We start from the raw sequence: 15,059 nt of genomic DNA on the forward strand, positions 1-15,059 counted from the left end.
AGCCGAAAGCCGATTGCCTTCTCCCGCGTGCGGGAGAAGGTGGAGAGTCACTATGAGGCGAAAGCCGATTGCCTTCTCCCGCGTGCGGGAGAAGGTGGAGAGTCACTATGAGGCGAAAGCCGATTGCCTTCTCCCGCGTGCGGGAGAAGGTGGCGCGCAGCGCCGGATGAGGGCCGCAATGCACTGCTGCCGACACCCAACCGACAAACCCGCTTGCAGCTCAGCCCTTGGTAAACACCAGATGCCCCCCCTCGGCACGCACGCGCACCGTGTCGCCAGTAAGGTACTGGCCGGACAGGATCTGCTGGGCCAGCGGGTTCTCCACCTGCGACTGGATCGCACGCTTGAGCGGGCGTGCGCCATAAACCGGATCGAAGCCGACATTGCCCAGCAATTCCAGCGCGGCATCGTCCAGATCCAGCTTGAGTCCGCGCTCGGATAGGCGCTTTTCCAGCCCATGCAACTGGATGCGCGCGATCGATTTGATCTGCGCCTTGTCCAGCGGATGGAACACCACGATGTCGTCGAGCCGGTTGATGAACTCCGGGCGGAAATGTGCCTGCACCACGCCCATCACCGCCGCCTTCATCTGCGTATAGGCCTCGGCACTGCCATCGCCGGAGAGCTCCTGGATCTGATGCGAGCCCAGGTTGGAGGTCATCACGATCACCGTGTTGCGGAAGTCCACGGTGCGGCCCTGGCCATCGGTCAGACGGCCATCGTCGAGCACCTGCAGCAGGATGTTGAAGACATCGGCGTGCGCCTTTTCCACTTCGTCCAGCAGGATCAGCGAATACGGACGCCGGCGCACCGCCTCGGTGAGATAGCCGCCTTCCTCGTAGCCCACGTAGCCCGGAGGCGCACCGATCAGGCGCGACACCGAATGCTTCTCCATGAACTCGCTCATGTCGATGCGGATCATCGCTTCAGTGCTGTCGAACAGGAAATCCGCCAGCGCCTTGCACAACTCGGTCTTGCCCACGCCGGTCGGCCCCAGGAACAGGAACGAACCGCTCGGGCGATTGGGGTCGGACAGGCCGGCGCGTGAGCGACGTACCGCATCGGACACCACCTTGATCGCCTCGTTCTGGCCGACCACGCGGTGATGCAGCTCATCTTCCATGCGCAGCAATTTGTCACGCTCGCCTTCGAGCATCTTGTTGACCGGAATACCGGTCCAGCGCGACACCACTTCTGCGATTTCCTCGGCGGTCACGCGGTCCTGCACCAACTTGAAGTCGTGATGTTCGACCTCGTTGGCCAGCGCCATCTGCTTCTCCAGCTGCGGCAATACGCCGTACTGGATCTCGCTCATCTTGGCGTAGTCCTGGCGACGCTGCGCGGCTTCCAGTTCCAGCTTGGCGTGCTCGATCTGTTCCTTGACCTTGGTGGTGCCCTGCAGCGCCGCCTTTTCCGACTTCCACAACTCATTGAGGTCGTAGAACTCGCGTTCGAGCTTGTCGATGTCGCTTTCCAGGTCGGACAGGCGTTGCCTGGACGCGTCATCCTTTTCCTTCTTCAGCATCTCGCGCTGGATCTTCAGCTGGATCAGGCGGCGCTCCAGGCGATCAAGTTCCTCCGGCTTGGAGTCGATCTCCATGCGGATGCGCGATGCCGCTTCGTCCATCAAATCGATGGCCTTGTCCGGCAACTGGCGGTCGGTGATGTAGCGGTTGGACAACGTGGCCGCCGCCACGATCGCCGGGTCGGTGATCTCCACGCCGTGATGCACCGCGTAGCGTTCCTTCAAGCCACGCAGGATCGCGATGGTGTCTTCCACCGTCGGTTCGCCCACGAACACCTTCTGGAAACGCCGCTCCAGCGCCGCGTCTTTTTCGATGTACTTGCGGTATTCGTCCAGCGTGGTGGCGCCGATGCAATGCAGCTCGCCGCGCGCCAGCGCCGGCTTGAGCATGTTGCCGGCGTCCATCGCGCCATCGGCCTTGCCCGCGCCGACCATGGTGTGCAGTTCGTCGATGAACAGAATGATCTGGCCTTCGTTCTTGGACAGGTCGCTGAGCACCGCCTTCAGGCGCTCTTCGAACTCGCCGCGGAACTTGGCGCCGGCAATCAGCGCGCCCATGTCCAGCGACAGCACGCGCTTGCCGCGCAGGCCTTCGGGCACTTCGCCGTTGATGATGCGTTGCGCCAGGCCCTCGACAATCGCGGTCTTGCCCACGCCGGGTTCGCCGATCAGCACCGGGTTGTTCTTGGTGCGCCGCTGCAACACTTGAATGGTGCGGCGGATTTCTTCGTCGCGGCCGATCACCGGATCGAGCTTGCCGCTCTCCGCACGCGCGGTGAGATCGATGGTGTATTTCTCCAGCGCCTGGCGTTGTTCCTCGGCGTTTTCCGATTGCACGGTTTCGCCACCGCGCAGCTTGTCGATGGCCGCTTCGATCTTCTTCTTGTCGCCGCCGGCCGCGCGCAAGGCCACGCCCAGCGGGCTGGCATCGTCGGCAGCGGCCAGCACGAACCACTCGCTGGCGATAAAGGCGTCGCCATGTTGCTGGGCGAGTTTGTCGGTCTGGTTGAGCAGGCGGTTGAGATCGTTGCCGATCGACAGATTGCCTTCCTGCCCCGACACCTTGGGCAGCGTATCCAGCGCCTCGCCCAGCCGCTCGCGCAACAAGGGCACGTTGACGCCGGCCTGCGACAGCAGCGGGCGCGTGCTGCCGCCACTCTGGTCGAGCAGCGCAGCCAGCACGTGCACCGGTTCGATGATGTTGTGGTCGCGGCCCACGGCCAGCGACTGTGCGTCGGCCAGTGCCTGCTGGAACCGCGAGGTGAGCTTGTCCATCCGCATGGGGAATCCTCTGAACGGGTGGCCGGCAACGCCGGCGATACCGTGCAGATGCGGCTGCTGTGCGGGGTTTCAAGGTTTGGCGGGCACCAACCGTGCGGTCGCGCGCAGGCGGGCCGGTCCGAACTGGTCGCTGGCCGCGACCTTCGGCGGGTCGAATCGATCGATCCGGCAGGCCGACCGCTCCACCGCAACGATGCCTTGGCGGCCCGCTGGCGCGTCAACGCAAGCGGACGCCCGGCCGTCATTCACTCCACAGAAGCCGCAGCCGATGCAGCAACGCCATGCCAGGCCAGGCGCTGGCGCTGGCGCTGACCAGCCTTCCTGCATCGCCAGCCGATCGCCACAGTGCGTGCTTCCCTACCTTCAGCAACGCAACACCCACCCTGCAGGCACGGCGATCGCTTGCTCCGGCTCAATCGGTGGCCGGCTTTTCCCAGAGATTGATGCCGCCCTCGACCGCGTAGCGATCGATCTCGGCCAGTTCCTGGGTACTGAAGGCCGGTGCCTGCAAGGCCGCGACGTTCTCGATCAGTTGCTCGGGGCGGCTGGCGCCCAGCAAGGCCGAGCTCACCCGCAGGTCGCGCAGCACCCATGCCAACGCCAGCTGCGCCAGGCTCTGCCCACGCCGCCGCGCAATCGCATCCAGTCCACGCGCACGCTGCAGATTGTCGTCGGACAGATGTTCCGGCCGCAGCGAATGGCCACCAGGCCGATTCACGCGCGCATCGCTCGGCACCCCGTCGAGGTATTTGCCGGTGAGCACGCCCTGCGCCAGCGGCGTAAACGCGATCACTCCGGCACCGACCTCGTCAGTGGCATCGAACAAGTCGTGCTCGGCCCAGCGATTGAACAGGTTGTAGGACGGCTGGTGGATCAGTAGCGGCACCTTCCACTCGCGCAGCAGCGCGGCGATCTGGCGTGTGCGCGCCGCCGAATACGACGACACTCCCACATACAGCGCCTTGCCTTGCTGCACCGCGCTGGCCAGCGCACCGGCGGTCTCTTCCAGCGGCGTGTCCACATCGAAGCGATGCGAGTAGAAGATATCCACGTAGTCCACGCCCATCCGCTGCAGGCTCTGGTCAAGACTGGACAGCAGATATTTGCGCGAGCTGCCGCCCTGCCCGTACGGGCCAGGCCACATGTCCCAGCCGGCCTTGGTGGAGATGATCAGCTCATCGCGATACGGTTTGAAATCTTCCCGCAACAAGCGGCCGAAGTTGATCTCCGCACTGCCGTACGGGGGGCCGTAGTTGTTGGCCAGATCGAAATGGGTGATGCCCAGATCGAAGGCGGTGCGCAACAACGCGTGCTGCGTGTCGATCGATGTGCTGTCGCCGAAGTTGTGCCACAGGCCCAGCGACAAGGCAGGCAACACAAGTCCGCTGCGACCGACACGGCGGTAGGCGATACGGTCGTAGCGATCGGGGTGTGCGAGATAGGTCATCGAAGTGTCCGGTTGTTCAGCGTGCGCAGAAGCGTCGTGGGGAACGTGCAAGCCCGAATACTGGTGCACCGGGTATCGGACATGTTCACACAGGCCGTCCACCCCGCTGCGGTTTCGGTGTGATACGCGCTGCATCATCTCCAAAGCGGCGTAAAAAAAGCGGGAAACAGCAGCAGTGGAAGCCGCGCTTGAACCCTCAACGACCTTGCCTGCAACGGTGACCGCCGCTCCTGCACGCGCCGACGAACAAGCCCGTCCCCGTAGCGCGGGTGCTTCGACGACGCGGCGCACAAAAGATCCTGTCAACCGCGATAATGCGCGGATGGAAGCGCCCAAGCCCTGGCATCTTTATCTATTGCTGTGCAGCAACGGCAGCTACTACGCCGGCATCACCAACGATCTGGAACGCCGCTTTCAGGCGCACCTGCGTGGTACCGGCGCGCGTTACACGCGGGCGAATCCACCGCTGCAGGTGATCGCCAGCCATGCGTACCCGGACCGTGCCAGCGCCTCGCGCGCGGAATGGCAGCTCAAGCAGCAACCGCGCGCGCGCAAGCTGGCCTGGCTGCAGGCACAACCGCCGCAGTCTTCGCCCGCCGACGCTTCGGTCATCCCTGGCTAGCGGAGGGTTTCCAGGTCACGCTGTGTAGGCCGTGCATGCCCCTTGGAGATGCGATGCACGACCACCCTCGGGTGCGAAGCGATGGCTGCGCCGCGCAGGCTTGGTGCCGAGGCAAACGGCGTGGCATGGCGCAGGCTGCAGACCGTTGACGCCCACCGTCGGCAAGCGACTCATGGCACACCAATACTGCAGTGCGCGCCTGCTTCCATACCTCGCAGTTCGCCTCGCACTCACCTCACCCTACATCGCAGCTTCTAACCTGCAGCGCTGTGGATGATGGAGCAACGCATGCGTTACAACCTGTATTACTGGACCGGCCTGCAAGGCCGCGGCGAATTCGTGCGCCTGGCACTGGAAGACGCCGGCGCCAACTACACCGATGTGGCACGTGTCCAAGGCGATGCGGTGATGAATGGTTTTCTGGAAGGCGATCAGGCCGGTACCCAACCGTTCGCACCGCCCTTCCTCGAAGCCGACGGCATGCTGGTCGCACAGGTCGCCGCAATCCTGCATGTCATCGCACCGCAGCTGCAATTGGTGCCAGCGTCGGAAGCGCAGCGCATTCAAGCGCTGCAGCTGCAGCTGACCATCGCCGATCTGGTGGCCGAGGTGCACGATACCCATCATCCAATCGCGTCCGGGCTGTATTACCAGGACCAGAAGGCCGAAGCAGCCAAGCGGGCGCAGGACCTGCGCGCGAATCGTTTACCCAAGTTCCTCGGCCATTTCGAACAGGTGCTGCACCGGGCTGGTGGCGTCCACGTGCTGGGCACGCATTCGTATGTCGATCTGTCGTTGTTCCAGCTGATCAGCGGCCTGGAGTACATGTTCCCCAAGCGCATGGCAACCCTGTCGACCGATCTGCCCGGCTTGAAAGCACTGCAGCAGCGCGTGGCCGAACGGCCGCGTATTGCGGCCTATCTGGCCTCCGAGCGCCGTGTGGCGTTCAACACCAACGGCATCTTCCGTCACTACCCGGAGCTGGATGCGGCCTAGGCATTGAGGCGACATGCCAGGCGTCGCAGCGCAGATGCCGCCGAGCACGCACTCCACCGCACCAGCCGCGTTTGCAAGCCGTTGCAGGCCGGCACGCGATGCGGCCTGGTGTCGCGCCCAGCGACGGTGGCGTCAACGCCCCTGCAGCAGCGCCGCACGAATTGTCCGCAGCTGCGCTTTCACCGCGGCCTCTTGCGTCGGGCCGAGTCGCAGCAACGCCTTCTGTCCGACCGACAGCGACTCCAGTGCGGGATCGACGAAGCGGTAGCGGCCGCGCTCGTCGCGCAGCACCACGATCGGCTGGGCCGGATCCGGCGTGCGCAGCAGATGATCGATCACATCGATCACGCGGTCGTTGAAGTAACGATCCGGCGCGCCGAGATCGGCATATGCCTGCTGAAACAGCGGGTAGAAACGCACATAGCTGCGCGCCAGCGCCTGCGCATCAACGCCGGTAAACGCCGCCACGTAAGGCGCATAGCGCGCCGCATTGGCCTGATCGATCACAACAGCGCCAGCGGCATCGGAGACCTGCAACTCACCCGGCACCGGCTGCAGCACCGAGACACGGCGGCTGATGCTGGGCTGGGTGAGATTGTCGATCATCACCACCACACGTTCGATCAGATGCTTGCGCAGCACGAGCGACAACGCGCCGTCGTCCTGCACCAATGCCAGCAGCGCCTGCCAGGCCGCATCGTCGCTTTGCGCCAGGGCAGGAATCGCCGCATCGGCCGCATCGGCGGAAGGCGGTTGCACCGGGTGACGTGGACCGGTGTTGGCCGGCGTGGGTGCGGTCACCGCGGCGGCCACCGCACTGGCGGTACGACTGATTGGCGCGGGTAACGCGTCCGGCGCAGTCGAAGTACCGCTGAATAGCCACCAGGCGGCACCGAGTACGACGGGCACGGCCAGCAACCACGGCCAACGCGACGGTTTGGATTGCATTGTGGAACTCCTCACATCGACAACATCCATGGTGTGACCATGGGAGATCGCGGTGGTTCCATCGATCCTGCAATACGCAGCACCAAGCGTCGCCGCTGCCGCTGCCGCTGCCGCGCCAAGTCGATGTCGTCGGTGTCGTCGGTGTCGGTGTCAGACGGCCCAATTCATCCACGCATCCAGCTTACCGCCGCAACGCGTGGCGGCGCGCGTCATTCGGGCCCTTCGCCGAAGGCGATGCGTGCATCGACCCACTCGGCGACGACGGCTGCCGCGATGCGGTCGGCCTGCGCGGCCTGCATCGCCTTGTGTTCGATCAACCAGCGCGCCGTCGCCGCGCGCGCCGGCTGCAAGGCAGCCAGCGCAGCAGTGCGCTCGGCCTGTGACCACAGCGCCGCGTCTTGCAAGCCGGCGATCGCCGCCGCCGGATCGCGCCGCGGCTCGGCACCTTGCGGGCGGGACAGAAACAGCGTCGGCGAGACCGTGGCCTGCAGCGACAGCACGCGCCACGCGGCAAAATCGGCGTAGCGCATCGTTCCGGTCTCGGCGGATGCCCGCTCGATCATTGCAGAAAACGCCTGATACAGCCGCTTCCATGCCGGTTGATCGAACAGGCCGGGCTGCGGCTGGCAGATGGGCGCGCCGATGTCGCGACTGGATCCGTACATCGGCCCCATCGCCTCGTAAGCGGCTTCGCCCTGCTGCGCGAACACGAAGCAATGCACGTAGGGACGCCCGTTTGGCAACGTATCGGTCACGCCGTAATCGCTGCGCTCGATCCACAACCGCAACAGGGTCAGATCGCGGGCCTGCGCGGCCTGCGCGTCGGCCGGCTCGTCCGTATCGAGCAGCTGAGCGGCGACCGTATCCTGCTTGCGTAACGCAGCACTCGCCGCCGCAAAGCGGGCGCGCGCGTCGGATGCGCCGACGCCGGCCGCTGGCACGAAGCGATGCAGATAGACCAGCCACGCAGAGGCAAGGCCGCCGTCGTATTGGCGCAGCTGTGCAGCGGCTGCGGCCGGCGCCGTGGGAATGCCGGCGATGATGCGGTCCAGTGCGTGTTGCTGCGCAGTGAGCGCCTTGGTCAGCACATCGGCTCTGGCCTTCAATGTGCGCTGCAGGCAATCGTCCAGCTGAGCGTCCTGCGCGCAGGCGTTGCGCTGGCGCAGCCAGGCCCGTTGCTGATCGCGCACGCTCGCTACCGAACTGCGCGGCGTGGTCTCCACCAGCGCCCGATAGGACTCGTCCAACTGATCGTCCAGATTGCCGAGCGCCGGCACCGCACACAACCGTTTTTCGACCGCAGTACTTGCCTGCTTGCAATCGAACGAGGCCGCCCAGGCACCGCTGACGCCGAGCAACAGCGCGCCACCGACAACGGCGCGCAACACACCGACGCGATATGTCATTGCAACGCCTCCTTGCGTGCAGGCAGCAACGAGAGCAGCAGCAAGGTCACCGCCAGCGCGACGTAGGCACCAACGAACTGCCAGCTGATTACCCGCGCCAATCCTTGCAGCGACCACGGCAGATAGATGCCGCCGCGCGGGTCCACCGAATGGATCAAGCCGAACAGCGTCAGCCCTGCTGCGACCAGCAGGAACACCGCTCCACGGCGCAGGCGACCATCGATCATCGCCGCCACCGTGGCGATCCACAGCATCGCGGTGATGATGAAGCCATTGCCCAGCGCGAAGATCACCGCCAGCTCCGGCAAGCCGTGCCCATCGAGTTTGGTGGTCAGCGCAATCAGGTGATCCGGCGCGATCCAGCCAGGCGCCTTGATGGTCAGCAGGTACGCCACCGACGGCAGGAACCCCAACACCATCGCACCGGCGTGATGCCTGGGGGTGGCCTGAAACGCCTGCGTGGTGATGTCGATCGACACATACACGATGATCGGCGCCAGCACCGCCAGCGGCAGCCACTGCACCAGGCCCGAGATCACGCCCAACATGCCGCCGATGCCGACGAACAAACCGGTCAGCAACGTATAGCCGGTACGTGCGCCCATGTGCTTGTACGCGGGCTGGCCGATGTAGGGCGTGGTCTGCGCCACCCCGCCACACACGCCTGCCACCAAGGTTGCAAAGGCTTCCACCAGCAGAATGTCGCGGGTGCGGTAGTCGTCGCCAGCGGCACGCGCGCTCTCGCTGACATTGATGCCGCCCACCACCATCAACAGGCCGAACGGCAGCAGCAACGGCAGATACGCCACTGTGGCCGGCAGGCCATCGATAAAGCCCAGATTCGGCAACGGCAACACGATCGTCGGCGGCGCCCATTCCGGCACGGCAAAGCCGGGCGCACCCAAACCCCCCAGGCCCAGCCCGTAATACAGCGCAGTGCCGATCACGAACGCCACCAGCACGCCGGGCAGCTTGGTCGGTAACCGCCCCTTGGCCAACAGCACGTACAGCAGCAAGCCCAGGGTGACGAAGCCGGCCACCGGCGAGCGCAGCGTCTCCAGCAGCGGCAGCAGGCCCATCAGCACCAGCGCGATGCCGGCAATGGAGCCGAGCAGGGCCGCACGTGGCAGCGCGCGGGTGACCGCTTCGCCGACGAACGACAGCACCAGCTTGAGCAGGCCCATCACCACCAGCGACGCCATGCCGAGTTTCCAGGTGGCGATGGCCGCCGCCTGCGGATCCAGCCCCTGCGCCTTGAAGCCGACGAATGACGGGCCCAGCACCAACAGCGCCATGCCGATGCTGGTGGGCGCATCCAGGCCCAGCGGCATCGCGGTGACGTCGTCGCGCCCGCTGCGAGCGGCCAGCCGCCGCGCCATCAAGGTGTAGAGCAGGTTGCCCACCAGTACGCCGAACGCGGTGCCGGGAAACATGCGCCCGAACACCACCTCGGCCGGGAACTGAAACATCCCGATGAGCGCCATCGCGATGAAACCGAGGATGGAGAGATTGTCGACGACCAGGCCGAAAAAGCCATTGAGGTCGCCGGCGACGAACCAGCGCGGCGCAGCCGCAGTACGCGAAGAAGGGGCCGACATGGGAGCCAGGAAGCGTGGGGATCGACCGATGGTAGCCGCTGCCCCGCATGCGCGACAGCCGCGCAATGGATCAGAGCGTGTCGTTGCGACCGCGCCGATCGGTTCCGTGGCAGGCGGCTGCGTGGCACCGACGGCCCTACTTCATCGCCGCAGCGACCTCGATCCAGCCAACGATGTCGCCACGGCCGGCATCGCGATAGCGCACCTGCACGCGTGTGGCATCGGTGCTGACATCCAGCGCGTCGGCCCGATCGCCCTGCACCAGATAGCGCTTGGTGCTGGTGGCCATGGGCGTGGCGTACAGCGGCAGACGCGCCACCTGCACGCGCAGTTGAACCGGCATCGGGGCGTCCAGCGTGGTGCCGATCTCGCTTGAAACCTTCGTCCCGCGCGCGTCGTAACTCGGCCACACCGATAGCGGCATGCCAGCGTCGGTACCTGGATCCAGCAAGGTCTGGATGTCTGGCGACGCGATCGGCTGCTGCGTCCTGGCCACATACAACCGCCCATCGGCCGCATAACGATACACATCGGCGTACCACATCGGCCCGCTGCGGCAGGAGCTGGTCAAGCTGCGCTGCTGCTTGTCGGGCGTCAGATTGAAGAATCCTTCGCACTGCACCGCCGGGCGGGTAGGCGCGGTCAGCGCACGAAAGCGGCGTTGCGCCGGATCGAACACAAATACCAGCACCGCTTCGTTGACCTGGCCGAGCATCGCCGACACCGCAAGATCCGGATGTCCGTCGAAGTTGTAGTCGTCGCTGTCCACGCCGGTGCCGCCCTCTCCCTCGTCCACGTTCGCGTCGAACCATTGCTCCTTGCCGCCCGGGTTCAGCACCACATGCAGGCGTGCGCCGACCAGTGTGGCGGTCGCACGCGTGTTTGCGTCGAGCGTCACCTGCACGCTGGTGTCGCGTGCCAACGACGCGAACGACAGCCCGCCAAATGCGGCGAACAGCAGCGCGCGCGCAGCGCTCACGCGCATTCGGTGCAGATGTTCAAGGCGCATGGTCACCCGCCTCAGAACGACACCTCAACCGCCTGCCGCGACCACAGCACCGACTGGTGTCCGGTGGCCTGCTTCCAGGCCAGGCGGATCGCCTCGATATCGTTGCGCCGCTGCGGGGTGTCTTCGTGCAGGATCACCAGCACCTTGGTGCCTAGCCGGTTCGGCTCCTTGGCACCGCGGAACAGCCATTGGCCATAGGCGTCGAACACGGTCAGCCCGTCTGGAAAGCGCGGCGTCACTTCCTTGTCCAGGAACGCGCGCCACTGCGCCTCGCCGATCGTCCGGGTCTGCGGGCGGTCGGCCGGGCCGGTTTCCTCGCCGACGCCAAAGTACAGCTCGCTGCGCACCCAGCCCTGGGCGGTCGCCGGCCGTGCCGCATCGCCTTGCAGGCTGGCGGTGGTCGCGCCCGGCGCACCGCCGGGAGTGGTCGCGCAGGCGGACAGCGCCAATAGGGCGGCAAGCAGGCAGGACGGCAGCAACTTCATCGATTTCTCCACAACGGGTCTGGGCGGGCTGATTTGAAGCAAGCTCATGCAGGCCGGGCATCAGCTGATGCCGGCGTGCGCGCACTGTGCCATCTCGCACGCGCCTGAACAACGCGATAACATCTCTCCATCCGGATGAATGTGGACGATCCGCCCCCTTTGCGCCCCCCGCCCGGCCGGATGCCGACCGCACGGCGCATTCGCAGTTGTTGTCGCAGGAGAGAGAGATGACCCGCCCTACCCTTTCGGCTATCGGCCTGGCCATTGCCGCCGTGTTGAGCGCCAACGCGCACGCCCAGCAGGCCGCCTCCGGCGCCACCACCATGGACACGGTGATCGTCACCGGCACGCGTGCCAGCGATCGCACCGTGCTGGAATCGACCGTGCCGGTGGACGTGCTCACCGCCGAGGACATCCGCAAGGCCGGCGTGGTCAATGGCGAGCTTGGCAGCGCGTTGCAGGCGCTGTTGCCGTCGTTCAATTTCCCGCGCCAGTCCAACTCCGGCGGCGCCGACCATATCCGCGCCGCACAGTTGCGCGGGCTCTCGCCCGACCAGGTGCTGGTGCTGGTCAACGGCAAGCGCCGCCACACCTCGGCGCTGGTCAACACCGACAGCAAGATCGGCAAGGGCACCACGCCTGTGGATTTCAACTCCATCCCGATCAATGCGATCAAGCGCATTGAAGTGCTGCGCGACGGCGCCGGCGCGCAATACGGCTCGGATGCGATCGCCGGCGTCATCAACGTGATCCTGGACGACAACCCCTCGCGCGGCGAACTGGAAGCCAGCTTCGGCGCCTACAACACCGATGTGGAGCCGATCAATCGCCGCGTCACCGACGGCCAGACCAGCTACGCCAGCGCCAAGGTCGGCACCCTGCTCGGCGATGACGGCGGCTTCTTCAAGGTCGGCCTGGAGCTGAAGAATCGCGAGGCGACCAATCGCGCCGGCTTCGATCAGATTCCGCCGTTCGAAGAACAGACACCGGCCAATCTGGCGCTGGCCGGCAAGCGCAATTACGTGCTCGGCGATGGTGCCACCAAGGGGCTGAACGCCTGGCTCAACACCAAGGTTCCCTTCAGCGCCAGCGGCGAGTTCTACGCCTTCGGCACGTATAACCAGCGCGATACCGAAGGCGCCAATTACTTCCGTTACCCGGACAGCAGCGCCAACTGGCGCGCGCTCTATCCCAACGGCTATCGGCCGATTTCCGAAGGCGAAAACCGCGATCTGCAGATCGTCACCGGCGCGCGCGGGCAGTTGGGCAACTGGGACTACGACGCCAGCGTCAACTACGGCCGCAACGACTTCACCTACCGGCTGCGCAATTCGCTCAACGCCTCGCTCGGCCCAGGCAGCACCACGCGTTTCAAGACCGGCGACTTCGCCTTTGCGCAGACCGTGGGCAATCTGGATCTGACCCGCGTGTTCGATGCGGCCGGTGCCACCCACACCTTCGGCACCGGCGCCGAATTCCGCCGCGAGCAATACCGCACCCACGCGGGCGATCCGGCCAGCTATGCGGCCGGCCCGTTCACCGATCGTCCCACCGGCTCGCAGGCCGGCGGCGGGCTGACCCCGCAGGACGAAGCCGATCTGTCGCGCAATGTGGCCAGCGCCTACGCCAACGTGTCCAGCCAGTTAGGCGACAAGTTCTCCACCGACCTGGCCGGCCGCTACGAGCATTACCAGGATTTCGGCAGCCAATGGACCGGCAAGCTGGCTGCGCGCTATGCCTTCGCGCCGGCATTCGCGCTGCGCGGCGCGGTCTCCAACAACGTGCGCGCGCCCTCGCTCAGCCAGATCGGTTACGAAGCCACCTCCACCGGTTATGACGCCGCCGGTCGCCTGACCCAGGGCCGGCTGCTGTCGGTCAACAACCCGATCGCACGCGCGCTCGGCGCCACCGACCTGAAGCCGGAAAAATCGCTCAACTACAGCCTGGGCTTCACCAGCCAGCTGGGCGATCACTTCGACCTGTCGCTGGACTTTTTCCAGATCGATATCGACGACCGCATCGCACTGTCCGAAGACATCACCGGCGGCACGCTGACCGACTTCGTGCAACAGAACTTCGGCGTCACCGGCGTACAGAGCGCCAGCTACTTCCTCAATGCCGCCGACACCCGCACCCGCGGCGCCGAGTTGGTCGGCAACTGGCGCCACTACGCCTTCGGCGGCGATCTGCTGCTGACCGGTACCTACAGCTACGCCAAGACCGAGTTGAAGAACGTCATCGCCACACCGGCGCAGTTGCTCGCCCTGGACCCGGAGTACGTGCTGTTCGGTGTCGAAGAGAGCAACACGCTCACCGATGCGGCGCCGCGCACACGCGCCGCCCTGGCCGCCAACTGGACCAACGAGCACTGGAACCTGCAGACCCGCGTCAATCGCTACGGCAGCGCCACCCGCGTGTTCGACTTCGGCGGCGGCTTCGTGCCACGCCAGACCTACGGCGCGGAATGGCAGCTGGACCTGGAAGCGGAGTACCGCCTGGGCACGCAGTGGACGCTGGCGATCGGTGGCCAGAACATCCTCGACAACTACTCGGACCGCTCCATCGACGACATCGCCTACTTCGGCAACCTGCCCTACGACGTGCTCTCGCCGATCGGCAGCAACGGCGCGTATTGGTATGGGCGGGTGCGGTATTCGTTCTAGGCCGGGATTGGAGATTGGAGATTGGGGATTCGGGATTGGCAAGTGCGGCTTTGCTGCGAATCCCGACTCCCCGATCACCCATCCCCCGCAGTTCCAGAACCTGAAGCTCACCCCGGTCGGATCGCTCCATCGACGACATCGCCTATTTCGGCAGCCTGCGCTTTAGGCCGAGATGGCGACTCCGGATTGGGGAGTGAGAAGTGCGGCGTTGTTACGAATCCCGACTCCCCAATCCCCAATCCCCGCCATTCCATAACCTGAATCTCACACCGGTTTGCGCACACTGCCGTGATGGCAGACGCGCACTCCCCCCTTCCGTCGCCGCCATTGCTGGACGATGCCTGCGCATTGTTTCTGGACGTGGACGGCACTCTCATCGACTTCGCCGACAGCCCCGAGGCTGTGCGGCTGCTGCCCGAGGTCCGCGCGGCCATCGGCCGCCTGAGCGGCCGCCTTGGCGGCGCAGTTGCACTGGTCAGCGGACGACCGCTCTCGCAGCTGGATGCCTTGTTCGCGCCGTTGCTGCTGCCGGCCGCCGGCCTGCACGGGCACGAGCTGCGTAGCGACATCGCCGCACGCGCCGCGATGCCGCAAGACACCTCCGAATGGCTGCACGGCCTGCATCAACGCGCTGCCGCACTGACCCGCCAACATCCCGGTGTGCTGGTCGAAGACAAGGGCGTCAGCGTCGCGTTGCATTGGCGCGCGCAGCCACACGCCGGACCGGATGTTCTCGCCTTCGCGCAGCAGGAAATCGCCCAGCTTTCCGGGTATCGCCTGCAACCGGGCGATCACGTGGTCGAATTCGTGCCCGAAGGCAGCAACAAGGGCCTGGCGGTCGAGCAGCTGATGCAGCACGGCGCATTCGCCGGCCGCACGCCGGTATTCGTCGGCGACGACCTCACCGACGAATTCGGCTTCGAAGCGGCCAATCGCCTCGGCGGCTGGAGCGTGCTGGTCGGCGATCGCGCCCAGACCAGCGCGCGCTTCCGCGTCGATGGCACTGCACACGTGCATGCCTGGTTGCAACACAACGCGCGCAACGTGTGATCGTCGCGCGGCTGACTTCTTTTCTCTAT

General features: G+C 65.6%; 11 protein-coding genes. 4 read left to right on the forward strand and 7 right to left on the reverse strand.

The window, feature by feature from the left end; genetic code table 11:
- Nucleotides 1-220 precede the first annotated feature (220 nt).
- Nucleotides 221-2,806, reverse strand: coding sequence for an ATP-dependent chaperone ClpB (clpB, locus tag GGR62_RS08300; RefSeq protein WP_184407446.1), 2,586 nt, complete (start codon nt 2,804-2,806; stop codon nt 221-223).
- 412 nt (nt 2,807-3,218) lie between these two features.
- Nucleotides 3,219-4,253, reverse strand: a complete 1,035-nt coding sequence (gene mgrA, locus GGR62_RS08305; RefSeq protein WP_184407447.1) for an L-glyceraldehyde 3-phosphate reductase — start codon at nt 4,251-4,253, stop codon at nt 3,219-3,221.
- A 322-nt stretch (nt 4,254-4,575) separates the two neighbouring features.
- Here mgrA and GGR62_RS08310 point away from each other — a divergent pair, with 322 nt between their 5' ends.
- Complete coding sequence (locus GGR62_RS08310) at nt 4,576-4,875, forward strand: GIY-YIG nuclease family protein (protein ID WP_184407448.1); 300 nt, start codon at nt 4,576-4,578, stop codon at nt 4,873-4,875.
- Between the two features lie 288 nt (nt 4,876-5,163).
- On the forward strand, nt 5,164-5,871 hold the full coding sequence (locus tag GGR62_RS08315; RefSeq protein ID WP_184407449.1) for a glutathione S-transferase: 708 nt from the start codon (nt 5,164-5,166) through the stop codon (nt 5,869-5,871).
- A 132-nt stretch (nt 5,872-6,003) separates the two neighbouring features.
- On the opposite strand, the gene GGR62_RS08320 is transcribed toward GGR62_RS08315, so the two are convergent.
- From GGR62_RS08320 to GGR62_RS08340, 5 genes are all read right to left on the reverse strand, one after another.
- Entirely contained in the window at nt 6,004-6,819 is an 816-nt protein-coding gene (locus GGR62_RS08320) for a DUF3014 domain-containing protein (RefSeq protein ID WP_184407450.1), read from the reverse strand.
- Nucleotides 6,820-7,028: 209 nt separating this feature from the next.
- Nucleotides 7,029-8,225, reverse strand: a complete 1,197-nt coding sequence (locus GGR62_RS08325) for a lysozyme inhibitor LprI family protein (protein ID WP_184407451.1) — start codon at nt 8,223-8,225, stop codon at nt 7,029-7,031.
- Nucleotides 8,222-9,823 (reverse strand): hypothetical protein, encoded by a 1,602-nt coding sequence (locus GGR62_RS08330; protein WP_184407452.1) that lies wholly within the window; start codon nt 9,821-9,823, stop codon nt 8,222-8,224. The genes GGR62_RS08325 and GGR62_RS08330 overlap by 4 nt, the downstream gene beginning before the upstream one ends.
- Before the next feature lie 136 nt (nt 9,824-9,959).
- The gene (locus GGR62_RS08335) at nt 9,960-10,832 is read right to left on the reverse strand and encodes a hypothetical protein (protein WP_184407453.1); all 873 of its coding nucleotides are present in this window, start codon (nt 10,830-10,832) and stop codon (nt 9,960-9,962) included.
- 11 nt (nt 10,833-10,843) lie between these two features.
- Complete coding sequence (locus tag GGR62_RS08340) at nt 10,844-11,317, reverse strand: DUF3574 domain-containing protein (RefSeq protein ID WP_184407454.1); 474 nt, start codon at nt 11,315-11,317, stop codon at nt 10,844-10,846.
- Nucleotides 11,318-11,544: 227 nt separating this feature from the next.
- Between GGR62_RS08340 and GGR62_RS08345 the strand changes: the two genes are divergently transcribed.
- Together GGR62_RS08345 and otsB are read left to right on the forward strand one after the other, a co-directional pair.
- Complete coding sequence (locus GGR62_RS08345; RefSeq protein WP_184407455.1) at nt 11,545-13,980, forward strand: TonB-dependent receptor; 2,436 nt, start codon at nt 11,545-11,547, stop codon at nt 13,978-13,980.
- 291 nt (nt 13,981-14,271) lie between these two features.
- On the forward strand, nt 14,272-15,030 hold the full coding sequence (otsB, locus tag GGR62_RS08350; protein WP_184407456.1) for a trehalose-phosphatase: 759 nt from the start codon (nt 14,272-14,274) through the stop codon (nt 15,028-15,030).
- Nucleotides 15,031-15,059: the final 29 nt, after the last annotated feature.

It is taken from the genome of Xanthomonas sp. 3075 (genome assembly GCF_014197275.1).
GTDB classification, from domain to species: domain Bacteria; phylum Pseudomonadota; class Gammaproteobacteria; order Xanthomonadales; family Xanthomonadaceae; genus Xanthomonas; species Xanthomonas campestris_B.

Coding starts and splice junctions, on each gene's coding strand:
- clpB (WP_184407446.1), bottom strand. CDS start 2,806: ATGCGGATGGACAAGCTCACCTCGCGGTTCCAGCAGGCACTGGCCGAC.
- mgrA (WP_184407447.1), bottom strand. CDS start 4,253: ATGACCTATCTCGCACACCCCGATCGCTACGACCGTATCGCCTACCGC.
- GGR62_RS08310 (WP_184407448.1), top strand. CDS start 4,576: ATGGAAGCGCCCAAGCCCTGGCATCTTTATCTATTGCTGTGCAGCAAC.
- GGR62_RS08315 (WP_184407449.1), top strand. CDS start 5,164: ATGCGTTACAACCTGTATTACTGGACCGGCCTGCAAGGCCGCGGCGAA.
- GGR62_RS08320 (WP_184407450.1), bottom strand. CDS start 6,819: ATGCAATCCAAACCGTCGCGTTGGCCGTGGTTGCTGGCCGTGCCCGTC.
- GGR62_RS08325 (WP_184407451.1), bottom strand. CDS start 8,225: ATGACATATCGCGTCGGTGTGTTGCGCGCCGTTGTCGGTGGCGCGCTG.
- GGR62_RS08330 (WP_184407452.1), bottom strand. CDS start 9,823: ATGTCGGCCCCTTCTTCGCGTACTGCGGCTGCGCCGCGCTGGTTCGTC.
- GGR62_RS08335 (WP_184407453.1), bottom strand. CDS start 10,832: ATGCGCCTTGAACATCTGCACCGAATGCGCGTGAGCGCTGCGCGCGCG.
- GGR62_RS08340 (WP_184407454.1), bottom strand. CDS start 11,317: ATGAAGTTGCTGCCGTCCTGCCTGCTTGCCGCCCTATTGGCGCTGTCC.
- GGR62_RS08345 (WP_184407455.1), top strand. CDS start 11,545: ATGACCCGCCCTACCCTTTCGGCTATCGGCCTGGCCATTGCCGCCGTG.
- otsB (WP_184407456.1), top strand. CDS start 14,272: ATGGCAGACGCGCACTCCCCCCTTCCGTCGCCGCCATTGCTGGACGAT.